This window comes from Thalassobaculum sp. (assembly GCF_040219215.1).
GTDB lineage: Bacteria > Pseudomonadota > Alphaproteobacteria > Thalassobaculales > Thalassobaculaceae > Thalassobaculum_A.
In genome coordinates this window covers 169,194-185,814 of sequence record NZ_JAVJSX010000015.1, presented here as the reverse complement: position 1 = coordinate 185,814, position 16,621 = coordinate 169,194, and the positions used below count along the sequence as shown (strand labels likewise).

The following is a 16,621-nucleotide window of genomic DNA, read 5'->3' as shown; positions in this document are numbered from 1 at the left end:
TTTGTCCTGAGGACCATTAATTCCCGCTGACGTGTTATCGTGACAGGTCGGACCGCGTCACAATCGTCTCCCACTCGACGCTGGTTCGCTCCTCGTACGGCTTGTCCCATGCCTCGACGTTGGATCGATCGATGATCTCGGCGGGCAGGACGATTTCGGACGGCACGGCTTCGCCGCGGACGTGTCGCAGCGCGGCTTCGACGGCCAAACTGCCGAACGACAGCGTGTCGTAGGACGCGGACGCGACCAGGCGACCGGCACGGATGGCCGAGACGGCCTCCGGCGTGCCGTTCACGCTCACGACCGCCATGCTGCGTCCAGTCTCGTCCAGGGCGTCCATGACCCCCATCGCCATCAGGTCGTTGGACACCAGCAATCCGTCGATCCGTGGATGCCGCTCCAGAAGTTGGAGGGCGGCATTTCGAGCCGGTTCGCGCTGGTAGTAGCCCGACCGTGACTCCAGGATTCGAACGCCGGGGTATTCAGCGGCGGCGGTCAGGAAGCCGGCATGACGTTCGGGCGTGGTGATCGAGTCGGGGTGCCCGTCCATGATCGCGATGCTCGCCTGCCCGCCGAGATGATCGAACAGCGAGCGGGCCAGGGTTGCCGCCAGGGCGACGTTGTCCGCGCCGACGAAGCTGACCCAGCGTCCGGCGGTTGGCTTGCTGACGATCAGGACGAGCGGGATGCCCGCCTGTTCGGCCCGCGCGATGGCCCCATTGAGCCCGGTTTCGTGGGCAGGCAGCAGAACGATCGCCGAGGGCCCTTCGGCGACTGCCTGTTCGACCAGCGCGGCCTGTTCGGCGATATCGTCAGGCACGGACGGAGCGCAGTGGCGGACGGTCGCGCCGTAGCGGGCGGCACTCCGGCTGGCACCGAGCAGCGCGCCGCCATAGGCTGGATTGGTGCGATTCTTGGTGATCACGGCCACACTCAAGGTCTCTGATCGCACCGTTCCCGCCCTGCCGCTGATGGATCGAGTTGTCGTCGGATGGAGCTTGTTTTCATAGTGTTGCAATGAATTCGGCCACATGGAAGATGAACGGCGCTGTCGTCGCCTCCGCTGCGGTCGCCACCGACCCACCCCCGATGATCGACGCGACGGCTTCACGCCACGGGTTGGCGGTGAAGTTGTCGCGGACCTAGAACCGGAACTGGAGCCACGCAGTGTCACAACGCTTCGCGGGACAAACCGCCATCATTACCGGTGGCGCCAAGGGGATCGGCCGGGCGACCGTCAGGCGGTTCCTGAGCGAAGGCGGCAAGGCGGGTGTGGTCGACCTTGAAAGCGTCGACAGCTCCTGGATCACCAGCCTGCGCGAGGAGGTCGGGCCGGACGCCGAACGGCTGGTCTACATTGCTGCGGACGCGACCGATGAGCAACGGGTCGCGGCGGTCGTGGCGGAAGTCGCCGACCGGCTCGGGCCCCCGGTCATCCTGGTCAACAATCTGGGTTTCGGCAGCAACGTGATCCCGATCGACGAGATTTCGGTCGAGGCATGGAATCGCTTCATGAACATCAACGTGACGACCGCGTTCATGATGACCCGCGCGGTCGTTCCGCACATGCGGTCGCAGCGGGACGGCAGGATCGTCAACCTGTCCTCGATCACTGGTCGCAGCGTGAGCGAGGTTGCCAACATCGCCTACCACGCGTCGAAGGCGGCGATTCTCGGTTTCACGCGAAAACTGGCCTATGAAGAGGGACCGCATGGGATCCGCGCCAACGCCGTCGCGCCGGGAACCGTGTTCACCGAGCGCGTGAAAGCCCGCTACGATTCCCTGGGCGTCGAGGCGCGGGACGAGATGCTGGCATCGTTTCCGTTGCGCCGGGCCGCTCAGCCCGAGGAGATTGCGGCCGCCATCCTGTTCCTCGCGTCTGACGATGCCAGCTATGTGACCGGCGCCGTGCTGGACGTGAACGGCGGGCGCTTCATGGGGTAGCGATCCTTGAGGCGCTACCCCCGGTTCGTCAGCAGGTGGTGCATCGCGGCGAGACCGAGCATGTAGGACTGCACCCGAACGCCGGTGATCAGCGCGTCGGCAACCTCCGCCAGCACCGAGTGCATGCCGCGCTTGTCGATGTTGGTCATGTGAACCTCCACATAGGGCATCGACACCGCCTTGATGCAGTCGCGCAGCGCGTAGCCGGCGTACAGGAAGCCCGCCGGATTCATCAGCAGGCCCTCGGTGCCGCCGCGTTCGGCCTCGTAGATCCAGCCGATCGCCTCGCCCTCCAGGTTGGTGTAGCGGATGTCGAGAGTCAGCCCGTATTTCAGGGCTTCCTCGTGCATGGCCGCATCGAGTTCGGCGGTCGTCGTCGTGCCGTAGAGTTCCGGCTGACGGCGACCGAGAAACTCCATGTTGGCGCCCTGGATCACCAGTACTTTCATGCCAGTGCTTTCATATCGTTCGAGCCTCACGCGTTGGCGGTGTCGAGCCAGTTCGGGTCTGCCGCCAGCAGGTCGTGGCGCATCGGAGGGAAGTCGTCCGGCAGCGGATCGAGGCGCAGACGGGTCAGCCTCAGGAAACAGAACTTCCAGCGCCCGCCGTCACGCCGATACTCCTCCTGATAGTGCCCGTAGCCCCGGAAGCCCCGGCTGTCCGGAGCCTCCTTCGGGCGCATTCCAGCTGCCAGTTCGACCAGATCGGTCATCGCCCAGATGCCGCGGGCCCGGTCGGGGTCGAGGAACGCGATCTCCGGGTTGCAGACGTGGTGGATGGTGACCGCACCGGTCATGCGGTGCGAGATGCCCTTGATGAAATCCCGGGCGGTCGAACCGGTCGGCGCCGACCCGAAGCCCTCGAACATCGTCTCCTCGGCAAACAGGGCGGACAGCCGGTCCCACTGCTTGGTGTCGACGAACCGGCAGTACTCCGCCTTCAACCGCTTGATGGCTTCGATATCGAGCAGCCGGTTCGGGTCGGTGGTCGGCATGGTGGATCCTTCGGGTAGGTCGCAGGAACGGTTGACAGGTCAGGGGATCAGGCGGGCCTGTCGGTACCGGTCGAACAGGTTGAAGAACATGGTCTGTGATTTGACGACATCGTGGAAGCCGAACTGCCGGGCCTTGGTGGTGTCGGATACAATGTCCCAGGTTGGCCGGAACACGTAATCGGCATAATTCCACAAGGCCATGTCTTCGTAGGGCGTCGGCCGCAGGCCGTGCTTGGCGACGATGCGGTCCCAGACCGGCGCGTGCTCGGGCATGGCCTCGTCCAGCGAGATGCCGAGCGGCGGGCCGACCTCCATGTCGAAATGCTCGGCGAAGCGGTGCCACATCGGCTCCCACCGGAAGATGTCCCCGTTGCTGATGTTGAACGCGTGGTTGGCGCAGCGCTCGTCGCCGGCCATCCATACCGACGCCTTGGCGACGTGCACCGCCTCAGCGCATTCCGCCAGGCACTGGTAGGCGGTCTCGGTTCCCGGGAAGCTGAACGGCAGGCCGAGTTCCCGGCGGATCGCCGCATAGACCGCGACCACCGACACCAGGTTGCGCGGCTTTCCCGGCGTGAAGTCGAACACCAGCGGCGGCCGAACGACGCTCCACGACCAGCCGGCGTTCCGGCCGGCCACATAGTCCTGTTGATCATAGTAGAAATTCGGCGAGTCGGGACGCGGGTCGTCCTCCTCGGCCGGGGTCTTGTAGGCGCCGAGATGGTTGCCGTAGTACTTGGTCCCGTGCACCAGATGGACGTGATGCAGGCTAGGCGACGCAGCCTCGACCGCCTCCACCGCGTTGACCAGCATGGCGAGGTTGTCCGCCACCGACTCGATGCCGCCTTCGCCGTGCGACGCCCGGCCGGCGTAGAACACGTGGGTGATGTCGGTCTGGCCGGCGAAGGCACGCCGGCAGTCCGCCGCGTCCAGCAGGTCGACCGCGACGTGGGGTGCGGCCGGCCCGCCTGCCGGCGCCCGGCGGCTTGCGATGACTACCGGCCATCCCTCGGACAGCAGCCGCCGGGTGATCAGCGCGCCGACCATGCCGGTCGCTCCCAGAACCAATGCTTTGCGCGACACGTCCGCCTCTCCCGTGCTGGCGTTGCCCAGCGCAACACTAGCGGCAGGGCGGCGGTCGCTGCAAAGCCCGAGCGCTGCGCTTCTGGTCAAGGGTGAATGCCGATAGGATGGGTTGACGGTTGGTGCTTCGTCGAGCCGTCCACTGGAGCAGAAGGGACCATCGTGGCCGACCAGCCGAGCAGAGGGCGACCATCGGAACCCGGGGAGAGTCGCGCAGCGCGGCGACGTGCGCTGGACCGACCCAAGCTGATCGACCGGATCCTCGACTATCCCTACCGCCGGCTGTTCGGCCTGAAGGGCAAACTGGTGATCACCGCGGTCGTGCTGATCGGGCTGGTGGCCAAGTTCGTAGCCGGCATCAATACGGTCACCGTCGACCCGATGACGTGTGAATTGAGTTGGGCTGACGAAATCTACCGGGTCACGCACAAGCAACGGGTGGTCGCCAACAGCCAGCGCGATCTGAGCCGGATGATAGGCGAGAAGCAGACCGTCCTGTGGGCGATCCAGGCCGGGCGCGACCCATTCCCCTCCAAGGCCGGCGGCAACGTCGCCCGCATCCAGCGCATCGACAAGGACAAGTTCTTCTGGCGGTCCTACGCCGGCAATCTGGAGAAGGAAATCCTGGCGATCAGCGCCTGCCTGCAGCGCCTGTCGACAAGAGGGATCGACTGAGCCTCCCGCTCCACAGACTCAGAGGATCTGGCTGAGGAATTCCTGGGTGCGCGGGTCCCTCGGGTTGGCGAAGAACTCCTTCGGCGGCCCGTGCTCGACGATCACGCCCCGGTCGGTGAAATACATGTGGTCGGCCAGTTCTCGGGCGAACCCCATTTCGTGCGTGACCAGCAGGCAGGTCATGCCTTCCTCGGCCAGATCGCGGATGGTGACCAGCACCTCCTTGACGGTCTCCGGGTCCAGCGCGGCCGTGACCTCGTCGAACAGCATCACGTCGGGGTTCATCGCCAGCGAGCGGGCGATCGCCACGCGCTGCTGTTGGCCGCCGGACAATTCGCCGGGATAGCTGTGCTCCTTGCCTTCGAGGCGGACTTTCTTCATCAGCGCGCGGGCTCGCACCTCCACCTCGGCCTTGTTCTGCTTCAGTACGGTGACCGGGGCCATCATCACGTTCTGCAGGGCGGTCTTGTGCGGGAACAGGTTGTACTGCTGGAACACCATGCCGACCTTCTTGCGAAGCTCCAGCTTGTTCAGCTTGGGGTCGTGGGTCTCCTGACCCTCGACCTGGATCGAGCCCCGGTCGATCGGTACCAGCGCGTTGATGCAGCGCAGCAGGGTCGACTTGCCCGATCCCGACGGTCCGATGATGCAGATAACCTCGCCCTTCATGACGTTCAGCGAGACGCCCTTGAGAACCTCGACGGCACCGAAGGATTTGTAGACGTCGGCGATGCGGACGATCGGTTGGTCGGGAGTCCAGGGTTGGCTTGCGGTCATGGCGGCGCGGGCCTTTCCGGGTTCAGGACTTGACCGCGAAGCGGCGCTCGAGGCGCACGGTCAGCCGTGCGATCGGGTAGCAGTACAGGAAGAACCACAGCAGGATGTAGCTGTAGAACGGCACCAGCAGGTCGGTACGCCCACCTTCCGCACTCAGCACCCGGCCGGTCAGGGTCATCACCTCCGACACCCCGACCACCGAGGCCAGCACGGTCGCCATGGTCAGAATGGCGTACAGGTTCATCCATGGCGGCAGCATGCGCTTCACGCATTGCGGCAGGATGATCATCCACAGCGTCTGGCGGCGGTTGAAGGCCAGCGACTCCGCGGACTCCCACTGCCCGGACGGAATCGACTGGATCGCCCCGCGAACCAGTTCCGAGACGTTCGCCATCACCGGCAGCGCCAGCCCGAAGGTCGCCTTGACCCAGTCCGGCAGCGGGATGACGAGGCCGAAGACCTTGATCTGGAACGGCAGCAGGAACATGCAGAAGAACAGCAGGACCAACCACGGCGCGTTGCGGAAGAACTGGGTGATCAGCCACGACCCGGCACGGACTGGCGGCAGCAAGGAGATCTGCCAGATTCCCAGCAGCGCGCCGACGACGGTGCCGCCGGCCATCGCCAGGAAGCTGATGGCCAGGTTGAAGATGAAGCCCTGGAACAGCAGCGGCGTCCACTTCAGCAGGATGGTCAGGATCGACTCGGCCGCGGCGCCGGTCTGGGCCTCGGCGACCCCAGCCGCGAAGACCAGGATGCCGGCCAGCCAGACGCCATGCCGGGCGCGCAGCTGCGGGATCGGTGCTCCGACCTCCCGCTCGCGGCGTACCCGTTCCGCCAGCCGGTCGGCGGCCGGCAGCAGGACCGGAAGGTCGGTGCCGCGGCTCACGTGCCGTACCCGGGCACGCGAATGGCCCGCTCCCACCGGTGCATGCCCCAAACCAGCAGGCCGACCAGCGCGACATACAGGATCAACAGGGTGACCATCATCTCCGGGACGTTCACGCTGTCCGACCAGATCTGGTTGGAGACGTACAGCAGTTCCGGCACCGCGATGGCGTAGGCCAGGGTGGTGGTCTTGACCAGATTGACCAGATTGTTGTTCAGCGCCGGCAGGCAGACCCGGAAAGCCAGCGGCAGCACAATGTACAGATAGGCTTGCATCCGGTTGTAGCCGAGAGCTTCCGCCGCCTCGCGGGTCGACTCCGGTACCGCCTCGATGCCCGAGCGGAAGATCTCGACGTTGAACGCGCCGGCAAAGAACGACAGCGAGACCGCCGCCCAGGTGAAATTGTCGAACAGCGGCTCCAGGTAGCCGTACTCGTTCTTGACCCGGGGCAGCAGGTTGCCCAGGGCGAAGAAGAAGAAATACATCTGGACCAGCGGCGGAGTGTTGCGGAACAGCTGGATGTAGCCCTGCACGATCCGCCGCGTCCAAACGAAGCGCGAGCCCTGCAGCCAGGCGCCGACCACTCCGATGATGGTCGAGAAGAACAGGCAGACCAGCGACAGCCAGATGGTCATGAAGAAGCCGCCGATCATGCGGGCACGATCGAACGAGTCGTAGAAATAGGTGAGGTTTACGCCGGTCTCGTCGTAGAGCCACTGGAACCAGGCGAAAAACGCCTCCACGGCTGCCCCCCGTCGCCGTTGCGGTATCGGCCGGCGCGGCGCCTGGGGTGAGCCCCCGCGCCGCGCCGTCGAACGTCAGCCGTTACTTGTACTTGTCGTGCATCGCCTTGGCGAACGGCGTGTTGGTCACGCCGTACTTGGTCTCCAGCTCAAGGATCCGGCCGGACTTGTGCCACCCGACGATCATGTCGGACATGAACTGGGCGAACTTGTCCTGGCCAAGCTGCACGGCGAGGCCCCAGGGGGCGTCGTCGATGGTCGGCAGCGCCATCTCGTAGTCACCCCACTGGGCGGTGTCCTGCAACTGGGCGATGAGTGCGGAGTCGTCATAGACGAAGCCGACGCAGCGGCCCTGCTTCAACGCGGTGTAGACCTCGGCGGTGCCCTTGAACGCGACGATCTCGGCGCCGAACTCCTCCTGGGTCTTCTTGTTGTAGAAGGCGCCCTGGATGCCGCAGACCGGCTTGCCCTTCAGGTCTTCCCACTTCTTCAGGCCGGCGGCCTTCTGGGCCATCACGTTGGTGCCGGACGAGTAGTAGTTCGGGTCGGGGATCAGCACGACTTTGCGCCGGTCCGGGCGGTCGGTCATGGTCGCGATCATCAGATCGATCTTGCCCTGTTCCAGGAACTGCATGCGGTTCGAGGACACGACGGGCACCATTTCAAGCTTGACGCCCAGCTTGGTGGCCACGTCCTGGGCCAACTCCGGTTCGATGCCGATGATGGCGCCCGACGGATCGAGGTAACCGTAGGGCTTGTAGTCGGCCTTCACGCCGACGATCAGCGTGCCGCGGGCCTTGATGTCGTCGATGGCGTCGGCCTGGGCCGCGGTCGCCATGACGGCGGCCAGCCCGGCGGCGGCCGTGAAACCGAGTATCTTGCGTAGCATTGCATTCTCCCCGTTGGGTGGCGGCCGGCTCGCCAGGTCCGGCAAGCGCCGCGCACCGTGTGCGTGGAGCGCACGATACTGGCTTTGGTTAAAGGATGCCAACCGGGGACGAGAAAAGGAGATGCCGGCGGCAGGCCGCCATCACTACGCCGCTGCGGCCACGCGAAGCAGCAGTGCCGTGACGATGCGCTCCGCGGCGCGGCCGTCGCCGAACGGGTTGGCCGAGCGTGTCATGTCGGCATGGGCCGTTGAATCGTCCAGCAGGTGCTGGATTTCCTGGACGGCCATCCCGCCGTCCAGCCCGATCAGCTTGGCCGTGCCGGCATCGACCGCTTCGACCTGCTCGGTGCTGCTGCGCACGACCAGGGTTGGCAGGCGATGACTCGGCGCCGCCTCCTGCAGGCCGTTGGAGTCGGTGACCAGGATGTTCGACGTCGACAGAAGCGCCTGCATAGACAGGAAATCCACGGCGTCGACCAGAGTTATGTTGGCACCCTTCCCGATGGCGTTCCGGACCGTGCGCCGCAGCTTCGGATCGGGGTGCAGCGGCAGCACCAGTTCGATATCGGGCCGGCTCAGGGCAAGCTGGCGCAGCGCGGCGCAGAAGTCGGCGATCGGCTGACCCCAGAACTCGCGGCGCTGCAACGCGACGACTACCCGGCGCACGCCTTCAGGAGCCGGCTGGCAGGCTGCGGCAAAGCGGGAACGCGCCAGCGCGATGGCGTCGACGATCGTGTTGCCCACCACCGAGATCCGCCCCGCCGCGATGCCTTCCGCCCGGAGGTTCGCCGCCGCCTGTTGCGTCGGCGCGAAATGCCTTGATGCAATCCGCGCGATGAGCTGCCGATTGCCTTCTTCGGGATAGGGGCGGGAAATGTCGTGGGTCCGCAGCCCCGCCTCGACATGCGCCACGGGAACATCCGCGTAGTACCCGGCCAACGCGCCGGCGAACGCCGAGTTCGTGCCGCCATGGACCACGACCTGATCCGGGCGGGTCCGAAACACCACCTCCGACGCCTGATCGAGCATCGTCGCGGTCCGGCGGCCGAGCCCTTCGCGATGCGGTGCCGGGAGCACCAGGTCGGGCTCGACGCCGAACGCCTTCAATCCCTCACGAGCCCCGTCGGGATGCTGGCCGGTCAGCATGATCCGTGATCCCAATGGGCCAAGCCGTTGGCGAAGCTGGATGTGCACCGGGGCAAGCTTGATTGCCTCGGGCCGCGTTCCGACGACTATGAGAACTCGAAGGTGTGTCATGATGAAGTTCGGCAGTCCTCGATGGTAACTAAAGTTGGCTCAGCAGGTTGACCAATATTTATTCCAGTACATTGATGAGGGGTTACGCTGCATTTCGAACACTTCAACGTCTGCATACTTAACGATAACGTTTGATCGCAAGCCCAGTTCCGCCGAGGGAGCAAACGTCCGGCAATCAATTTATCATGCAGACGGTGTTTGCTGTCGAGATATGCGGTCTTTTGCAAGGGTCACCCCGAGTTGTCGGGGCTGTTCTCCGTCGCACACGGCCCCCGAGGCCGTCCAGACCATCGGTCGCATGGAATGAGGGCGAGAGTTTGGCGGAGGGAGCGGGATTCGAACCCGCGAGAGGCTTTCACCCCTACACACTTTCCAGGCGTGCGCCTTCAACCACTCGGCCACCCCTCCAGAAGCGCGCGAAACTAATCGACCGCGCCTAGCTTTGCAACGCCCGTAGTGCTGATGGACGCGCCGGGTTCCGCCTTCGCGCATGCCGTGGTTAACTCGTCTCGCGAAAGCGGGTGCGGCGGGTACCGCGCGTCGGACGAAGGCGGTGGGATTTCCATGCGTACCGGGTGCCGGGTCCTCGGTTTGATTCTGGCCGGCCTCGCCGCCGCGCTGCTGGCGCTCGACCTGTATCGACTCGTCCAGAGCGGCCAGTTCAGCCCGACCGATGTCGGCGCACTTTGGTATCTGGTGCACCCGGAATCGCTGCAATTGCTGCAGCCGGCGGTGGAGCGCCACATCCATCCGATTCTTTGGGACCCGATCACCATCACGATCCTGCTGTCCCCGGCATTCCTGGTGCTGGGAATTCTGGCGATCCTGCTGCTGGCGGTCGGCCAGCGCCGCGGCAGGCGCTCACGGCGCTTCGGGTCATAATATAACAAGTTTTTTCTTGTTTTAAAATTTGAGTCGCCCCACACTGCTTCCCACACCGTCGAGGGAGGTCGCCATGTCCGTTGCCATCACCGAAGCGCCGTCGCGGGACCCGTTGGACCGCCTGTCCGGCCAGGGCGACCGACCGGACTGGGTCGAAGCCGTTCCGCTCGCCGAGCTCGAGTCCAAGGGGCGCGTGGTGGTCAAGCGCGCCGGCAAGCAGATCGCCCTGTTCGTGACACGCGGCGGGGTGCGCGCGATCGCCAACCGCTGCCCGCACGAAGGTTATCCGCTGTCGGAGGGAACGCTGGCCGAGCCGTCGGGTGACGGGACGGGCGTGGCCTGCACGCTGACCTGCAACTGGCACAATTGGAAGTTCGACCTGGAAACCGGCGCGGTAGCCGGTGGCGGCGATGCGGTGCGAGTGTTCCCGGTGGAGGTCCGCAACGGAGTCGTCCATGTGGATGTGGCTGATCCGCCGGCCCAGGTGCGCATCGCCCGCGCGCTCGCCGGCCTGCGCGACGGCTTCCAGCGCCCCGAGCGCGACCGCATGGCCCGCGATCTGGCCCGGATCGACGCGGCCGGCGGCGACCTCAAGGCTGCCGTTGCCGCCGCCGTTGGATGGACCAGCGACCGCCTGCAGTACGGCACCAGCCATGCCTACGCCGCCATGCCGGACTGGCTCGCGCTGGCCGACGGTGCCGATGACCCGGTGGATCGGCTGGCCTGCGTGGTCGAGACGGTCGGCCACATCAACGACGACACCCTGCGCCAGCCGACCTGGCCCTACCCGCAGGGCGTCAGCGCCTGGGACGAGGACGCCTTCGTGGCAGCGGTCGAGGCCGAGGACGAGCACGCCGCTGTGCAACTGGTCCGGGGCGGCCTGCGCCGGGATGGCTTTGCGGCCGTGGATCGCGGCCTTTGCCGGGCCGCGCTGATGCACTACCAGGACTTCGGGCATTCCGCGATCTATGTGGAGAAGACCCGCGAGGCGGTCGAGCGGTTGGGCGAGCACGCCCCGGTGGAGGCGCTGGTGCTGGCACTGGTGCGCAGCCTGGTGAACGCCCGGCGCGAGGATCTGATCCCGGAGTTCAAGGCCTACCGGCCGGCGCGTCTGGCCTGGACCGGTCGCGGCACCGCCAGGACCAAGCCGGCCGACTTCTGCCGGGCCTCGGTCGCCAAGTGCCTGGAACGGGCCGTGGCGGCCAGCGCATCGATCGACCGGCTCTACGACGCCATGCTGGAGGCGGCCGCCTGGCAGCTGGTGCGCGCCGACCCGCTGTACGCCACCCGCGCCCGGCAGACGATCAGCCAGAACGTCGGCCGGCTCGACTTCAGCCACGCCATCACCTTCGCCAACGCCGGACGGCGCATGGCCGGGCGATACGGTGAGTTGTGGCCGGACGTGCTGCTGCAGATGGCCTGCTTCCTGGGACGCAACGGTGGGTTCGTCGATCCCGGATACGACTGCCAGCAGTGGCGGGTGGACGATGTCGATGGGTTCCTGGCCGACGCCGCGGCGAATGTCATGGACCACGGTCAGGCCGAGTACATCGTGACCGCGCATTTCGCCAAGATGGTATGCGCGGTCCGCGAGGAAGTCGCGACCGCCCCGAACGCCGCCTGGGTGCCGGCTCTGGTCGCGGCGCTGAACCGGTTCCTGAACGAGCCGTTCCGCCGCATCCTGACCCGCCGCATCGCCTATCAGGCGCGTGAGACCATCAAGGGCGAATAATCGATCACCGACCGTCGGATCCCGGCTGCGGTCCGCCGCGGGCGACCCGGTCCGGGATGACGATGGAGCGGGCGGAGGCCCGTCATCCCGGCCCCTGATGCGCTGCCGGGAGCGCCGAATCCAGCCGTTGCCGAGTGCGCTGCGGGATCTTATGTTCCGCGCCGTGTTTTTCAGGCATAACCCGGCCCCATGACCGACCTATCCCACATCCGGAACTTCGCGATCATCGCGCACATCGATCACGGCAAGTCGACCCTGGCGGATCGGCTGATCCAGATGTGCGGCGGCCTGACCAATCGCGAGATGAAGGAGCAGGTGCTCGACTCGATGGACATCGAGCGCGAGCGCGGCATCACCATCAAGGCCCAGACCGTCCGGCTGATCTACGACGCCCAGGACGGCAAGCGCTATACCCTGAACCTGATCGACACGCCCGGTCACGTCGACTTCGCCTATGAAGTCAGCCGGTCGCTGGCGGCCTGCGAGGGTTCGATCCTGGTGGTCGACGCCAGCCAGGGCGTCGAGGCGCAGACGCTGGCCAACGTCTACAAGGCGATCGAGGCGAACCACGAGATCATCCCGGTCCTGAACAAGATCGACCTGCCGGCCGCCGACGTCGCGCGGGTCAAGGAGCAGATCGAGGACGTGATCGGCCTGGACGCTTCGGACGCCATCGAGATCTCCGCCAAGTCCGGGATCGGGATGGAGGCGCTGCTGGAGGCGATCGTGAAGCGCCTGCCGCCGCCGAAGGGCGACCGCGAGGCGCCGACCAAGGCGATGATGGTCGACAGCTGGTACGACCCCTATCTGGGCGTCACCTGTCTGGTCCGGGTGCATGACGGCATCCTGAAGAAGGGCCAGCGCGTCAAGATGATGCAGACCGGCGCCGTCCACCCGGTCGAGCGGGTCGGCGTCCTGACGCCGAAGGGCCTGGAGGTCGAGATCCTCGGACCCGGCGAGGTCGGGTTCCTGAACGCCGGCATCAAGACCGTGGCCGACACCCAGGTCGGCGACACCATCACCGACGAGCGCCGGCAGGCCACCGCCGCCCTGCCGGGCTTCCAGCCCAGCATCTCGGTGGTGTTCTGCGGGCTGTTCCCGGTCGACGCCGGCGACTTCGACCATCTGCGCGACAGCCTGGAAAAGCTGCGGCTGAACGACGCCAGCTTCAGCTTCGAGATGGAGACCTCCGCCGCCCTCGGCTTCGGCTTCCGTTGCGGCTTCCTCGGCCTGCTGCACCTGGAGATCGTCCAGGAGCGGCTGGAGCGCGAGTTCGACCTGGACCTGATCACCACCGCGCCCAGCGTGATCTACAAGATCCACCTGACCGACGGAAAGTCGATCGAGCTGCACAATCCGGCCGACATGCCGGACGTGATGAAGATCCAGTCGATCGAGGAGCCGTGGATCAAGGCGACCATCTTCGTGCCGGACGACTACCTCGGCGCCGTGCTCGGCCTGTGCACCGAGCGGCGCGGCGAGCAGATCGACCTGACCTATGCCGGCAGCCGGGCCGTCGTGGTGTACCGCCTGCCGCTGAACGAGGTGGTGTTCGACTTCTACGACCGCCTGAAGTCGATCAGCCGCGGCTACGCCAGCTTCGACTACCAGCTCGACAGCTACCGCGAGAGCGACCTGGTGAAGCTGTCGATCATGGTGAACCAGGAGCCGGTCGACGCGCTGTCGATGATCGTGCACCGCAGCCAGGCCGACCCGCGCGGCCGGACCATGTGCGCGAAGCTGAAGGAACTGATCCCCCGGCAGCTGTTCAAGATCGCCATCCAGGCCGCGATCGGCGGCAAGGTGATCGCGCGCGAGACCGTCGGCGCGCTGCGCAAGGACGTCACGGCCAAGTGCTACGGCGGCGACATCACCCGCAAGAAGAAGCTGCTGGAGAAGCAGAAGGAAGGCAAGAAGCGGATGCGGCAGTTCGGCCAGGTCGAAATCCCGCAATCCGCCTTTATCGCTGCCCTGAAGATGGACGGCTGACGACTGGGACGCGTCGGCGGAGAAGGCATGGACGGATCAGGGCGACTCCCCGACAATCGACGTCGGAGTCCTGCGGATACGGAGCGCGGCGATGAGCGTCGACCCTCTCAGCGCGTTCTGGTCGTTTCCGGGCGAGCATACTGAGATACCGCTCGAGCGGATCGGCGAGTATCCGCTGCTGGCCGAGTGCCTGGAGGTGTGGCGCCGGCAGGCGGCCGATCGCCTGCCGGCGACCGTCGATCCGGTGCTGTTCCCGCGCGCGGCGATCCGCGGGCTGAACCTGATCGAATACCTGCCGGAGACCGACGACTGGCGGATCCGACTCGTCGGCAGTCTGGTGACCGACCACGTCGGCCGGGAATTGCGCGGCACCGGCCTCACCCAGAATTTCTCCGAGCCGGATCGTGCTTCCATCCGTGCCACGTTGCAGGCTGCGGCGGCTCGCCGGACCCCCGACCTGATGCGCCGGATCTTCCACGACCAGCGCGGAATGTCCTGGGCCTATATCCGTCTGTTCCTGCCGCTCAGCAGCGACGGAACGGCGGTCGACCGTTTCGCGAGCGTGATCGACCCCGGCAGTTTCGGACGCCTCACGTCGGGTCCGACCACGACCGCATGAACACATCGTCGACCGGGATCTTGTAGGCTTCGGCCAGCGCATTGGTCTGGTTGAACATTCCGACCACGGCCAGCAGCTCGCCATACTCGGCGTCGGTCATGCCGAGCTTGCGGGCGGCGGCGGTGTGACTGCGGGTGCAGTAGTCGCAGCCGTTGGTGACGGACACGGCAACCGCGATCATCTCCTTGAACTTCGGGTCGAGCGCACCTGGCGCCATGACGTCCTTCAGCCCGTACCACAGGCGCTTGAGGGTCGGCGGATGGCTGGCGAACACCTTCCAGGCGTTCGGCACGAAGTCGATGCCCTTGGTGGCCCTGATGTCGTCGAACACCGCCCGCACCTCGTCGCTGGCGTCGGCGTATTCGACCATCGGCACGGTTGCCGGCTCGCCCATTGCTGTAGTCTCCTTCTGAACGTTCGCGCGGCGGCAACTGTGGCATGGCCGGGGCGTTACGACGAGTGCACGGCGACCAGAGGAGCACGTCCATGAAAGTCTTCGACACCAACCTGTCCGACCGCACCGCCCTGGTCACCGGCTCGACCCGCGGCATCGGCTACGCCAGCGCCGTCGGCCTGGCCGACATGGGCGCGACCGTGGCAATCAATGGCCGCGACGCGGCAGCGGTCGACAGCGCGATCGCCATGATCAAGACCCGGGTGCCGGACGCGAAGTTGGTCGGGGCGCCCGGCGATCTCTGCACTGCCGAGGGATGCGATGCGGTGATCGCAGCCGCCCCCGAGATAGACATCCTGGTGAACAACACCGGCATCTACGAGCCGAAGCCGTTCGAGGAGACTCCGGACGCCGACTGGCAGCGCATGTTCGACGTCAACGTGATGAGCGGGGTGCGCCTGACCCGCCACCACCTGCCGAAGATGCTGGAGCGCAACTGGGGCCGGGTGGTGTTCGTGTCGTCGGAATCGGCCATCGTGGTGCCGGCCGAGATGATCCACTACGGATTCTCCAAAGCCGCCCAACTGGCGATTTCGCGCGGCTGCGCCGAACTGACCAAGGGCAGCCGGGTCACCGTGAACTCGGTGCTGCCGGGGCCAACCTGGGTCGAAGCGCAGGTCGAGCGGGTGGCGGCACGGGCCTCGTCCCTCGGCATCACGTCCGAGCAGTTCAAGGAGCGCACCTTCACCGAGCGCCGGCCGTCCTCGCTGCTGCAGCGCTACGCCGAACCGGAGGAGGTGGCGTCGCTGATCTGCTACGTTTGCTCGCCGGCGGCGGCCGCGACCAACGGGGCGGCCCTGCGCTGCGACGGCGGCATCGTGCGCACGCCGTTCTGAAGCCGTGCGATTGCCCGGGTACCGCCGTGCCGAGCCGGGTTTCGGCCCTCGGTTCGGGATGGCGTCGAACGGCCGAGCGGCGCGCTAGTTCAAGCTCCCCAGCAGTTCCTCCACGAACGCCGGCACCACCACGGTTGCCGGGCCGTGCCGGGCCTCGTCGAAGTCGGTGGCGCCCATCGACGGCTCCAGGTTGAGCTCGACCGTGTGGGCGCCGGCGGCCCAGCGCGCCTCGCGCACGAAGTTGGCGGCCGGGTAGACGTTGCCGGAGGTGCCGATCGAGATGAACAGCGCGCACTCCGCCAGCGCCGCGACGATCCGGTCCATCTCCAGCGGGATCTCGCCGAACCACACCACGTGCGGGCGCATCGCGCCGGCCCTGCGGCAGGACGGGCAGGCGGTGTCGAGGGCGAGATCGCCCCGCCATGGCTCGATCACCGCGCAGGCCTCGCACCGCGCCTTCAGCATCTCGCCGTGCATATGGATCAACGCCGTGGACCCGGCGCGTTCGTGCAGGTCGTCGATGTTCTGGGTCACCAGCAGCACCGGGCCCGGCCAATCGCGCTCCAGCCGGGCCAGGGCGGCGTGCGCCGCGTTCGGCTGGACGTTCGGGTTCAGCATGCTGTGGCGGCGGGCGTTGTAGAATTCGTGCACCCGGGCCGGGTCGCGTCCGAACGCCTCGGGGGTCGCCACATCCTCGATCCGATGCCTGGCCCAGGTGCCGTCGGCATCGCGGAAAGTCTCCAGGCCGGACTCCTTGGAAATACCGGCGCCGGTCAAGATGACGATCGCATCTGTCGGTTTTAGTGTCTTCACGATACTTCCCGTTTAGCTTTTCTGCGGCAATCTCGGCCTTGACCG

At 66.3% G+C, this 16,621-nt stretch carries 18 protein-coding genes and 1 tRNA gene; 7 read left to right on the top strand and 12 right to left on the bottom strand.

Annotation, left to right across the window (positions count from 1 at the left end):
• Positions 1–34: 34 nt before the first annotated feature.
• On the bottom strand, positions 35–925 hold the full coding sequence (locus RIC54_RS13435) for a sugar ABC transporter substrate-binding protein (RefSeq protein WP_350091056.1): 891 nt from the start codon (positions 923–925) through the stop codon (positions 35–37).
• 242 nt (positions 926–1,167) lie between these two features.
• Here RIC54_RS13435 and RIC54_RS13430 point away from each other — a divergent pair, with 242 nt between their 5' ends.
• The gene (locus RIC54_RS13430) at positions 1,168–1,944 is read left to right on the top strand and encodes an SDR family NAD(P)-dependent oxidoreductase (RefSeq protein ID WP_350091053.1); all 777 of its coding nucleotides are present in this window, start codon (positions 1,168–1,170) and stop codon (positions 1,942–1,944) included.
• Positions 1,945–1,958: 14 nt separating this feature from the next.
• Here the strand turns inward: RIC54_RS13430 and RIC54_RS13425 are convergent, their stop codons facing one another.
• The 3 genes from RIC54_RS13425 to RIC54_RS13415 are packed head-to-tail and all read right to left on the bottom strand — an operon-like array spanning position 1,959 to position 4,021.
• The gene (locus tag RIC54_RS13425) at positions 1,959–2,393 is read right to left on the bottom strand and encodes a type II 3-dehydroquinate dehydratase (protein ID WP_350091050.1); all 435 of its coding nucleotides are present in this window, start codon (positions 2,391–2,393) and stop codon (positions 1,959–1,961) included.
• Positions 2,394–2,419: 26 nt separating this feature from the next.
• Entirely contained in the window at positions 2,420–2,938 is a 519-nt protein-coding gene (locus RIC54_RS13420; RefSeq protein WP_350091047.1) for a nuclear transport factor 2 family protein, read from the bottom strand.
• A 39-nt stretch (positions 2,939–2,977) separates the two neighbouring features.
• On the bottom strand, positions 2,978–4,021 hold the full coding sequence (locus RIC54_RS13415; RefSeq protein ID WP_350091043.1) for an SDR family oxidoreductase: 1,044 nt from the start codon (positions 4,019–4,021) through the stop codon (positions 2,978–2,980).
• A 162-nt stretch (positions 4,022–4,183) separates the two neighbouring features.
• On the opposite strand from RIC54_RS13415, the gene RIC54_RS13410 reads away from it, so the two are divergent.
• Positions 4,184–4,696, top strand: a complete 513-nt coding sequence (locus RIC54_RS13410) for a hypothetical protein (protein ID WP_350091040.1) — start codon at positions 4,184–4,186, stop codon at positions 4,694–4,696.
• Between the two features lie 18 nt (positions 4,697–4,714).
• On the opposite strand, the gene RIC54_RS13405 is transcribed toward RIC54_RS13410, so the two are convergent.
• From RIC54_RS13405 to RIC54_RS13380, 6 genes are all read right to left on the bottom strand, one after another.
• Entirely contained in the window at positions 4,715–5,473 is a 759-nt protein-coding gene (locus tag RIC54_RS13405; RefSeq protein ID WP_350091037.1) for an amino acid ABC transporter ATP-binding protein, read from the bottom strand.
• 22 nt (positions 5,474–5,495) lie between these two features.
• A complete protein-coding gene (locus RIC54_RS13400) occupies positions 5,496–6,362 on the bottom strand; it encodes an amino acid ABC transporter permease (protein WP_350091034.1) in 867 nt (288 codons plus the stop codon).
• Positions 6,359–7,105, bottom strand: coding sequence for an amino acid ABC transporter permease (locus RIC54_RS13395; RefSeq protein ID WP_350091030.1), 747 nt, complete (start codon positions 7,103–7,105; stop codon positions 6,359–6,361). Before RIC54_RS13395 ends, RIC54_RS13400 begins: the two co-directional genes overlap by 4 nt.
• 82 nt (positions 7,106–7,187) lie before the next feature.
• Entirely contained in the window at positions 7,188–7,994 is an 807-nt protein-coding gene (locus tag RIC54_RS13390; RefSeq protein ID WP_350091027.1) for a transporter substrate-binding domain-containing protein, read from the bottom strand.
• Positions 7,995–8,138: 144 nt separating this feature from the next.
• Complete coding sequence (gene wecB, locus RIC54_RS13385) at positions 8,139–9,251, bottom strand: non-hydrolyzing UDP-N-acetylglucosamine 2-epimerase (protein WP_350091024.1); 1,113 nt, start codon at positions 9,249–9,251, stop codon at positions 8,139–8,141.
• Between the two features lie 318 nt (positions 9,252–9,569).
• A tRNA-Ser gene (locus RIC54_RS13380) sits at positions 9,570–9,659 on the bottom strand.
• Positions 9,660–9,815: 156 nt separating this feature from the next.
• Here RIC54_RS13380 and RIC54_RS13375 point away from each other — a divergent pair.
• From RIC54_RS13375 to RIC54_RS13360, 4 genes are all read left to right on the top strand, one after another.
• Positions 9,816–10,133, top strand: a complete 318-nt coding sequence (locus tag RIC54_RS13375; protein WP_350151094.1) for a hypothetical protein — start codon at positions 9,816–9,818, stop codon at positions 10,131–10,133.
• Between the two features lie 73 nt (positions 10,134–10,206).
• Positions 10,207–11,865 carry a Rieske (2Fe-2S) protein gene (locus RIC54_RS13370; protein ID WP_350091018.1) on the top strand — a complete coding sequence of 553 codons (1,659 nt, stop codon included), beginning with the start codon at positions 10,207–10,209 and terminating at the stop codon, positions 11,863–11,865.
• A gap of 189 nt (positions 11,866–12,054) precedes the next feature.
• Positions 12,055–13,854 carry a translation elongation factor 4 gene (gene lepA, locus RIC54_RS13365; protein ID WP_350091015.1) on the top strand — a complete coding sequence of 600 codons (1,800 nt, stop codon included), beginning with the start codon at positions 12,055–12,057 and terminating at the stop codon, positions 13,852–13,854.
• Positions 13,855–13,945: 91 nt separating this feature from the next.
• A complete protein-coding gene (locus tag RIC54_RS13360) occupies positions 13,946–14,473 on the top strand; it encodes a PAS domain-containing protein (protein ID WP_350091012.1) in 528 nt (175 codons plus the stop codon).
• On the opposite strand, the gene RIC54_RS13355 is transcribed toward RIC54_RS13360, so the two are convergent.
• Entirely contained in the window at positions 14,445–14,867 is a 423-nt protein-coding gene (locus RIC54_RS13355) for a carboxymuconolactone decarboxylase family protein (RefSeq protein WP_350091010.1), read from the bottom strand. The genes RIC54_RS13360 and RIC54_RS13355 overlap by 29 nt on opposite strands.
• A gap of 92 nt (positions 14,868–14,959) precedes the next feature.
• Between RIC54_RS13355 and RIC54_RS13350 the strand changes: the two genes are divergently transcribed.
• The gene (locus RIC54_RS13350; RefSeq protein WP_350091007.1) at positions 14,960–15,763 is read left to right on the top strand and encodes an SDR family NAD(P)-dependent oxidoreductase; all 804 of its coding nucleotides are present in this window, start codon (positions 14,960–14,962) and stop codon (positions 15,761–15,763) included.
• Positions 15,764–15,847: 84 nt separating this feature from the next.
• On the opposite strand, the gene cobB is transcribed toward RIC54_RS13350, so the two are convergent.
• Complete coding sequence (cobB, locus tag RIC54_RS13345; RefSeq protein WP_350091004.1) at positions 15,848–16,576, bottom strand: Sir2 family NAD+-dependent deacetylase; 729 nt, start codon at positions 16,574–16,576, stop codon at positions 15,848–15,850.
• Between the last annotated feature and the right edge of the window lie 45 nt (positions 16,577–16,621).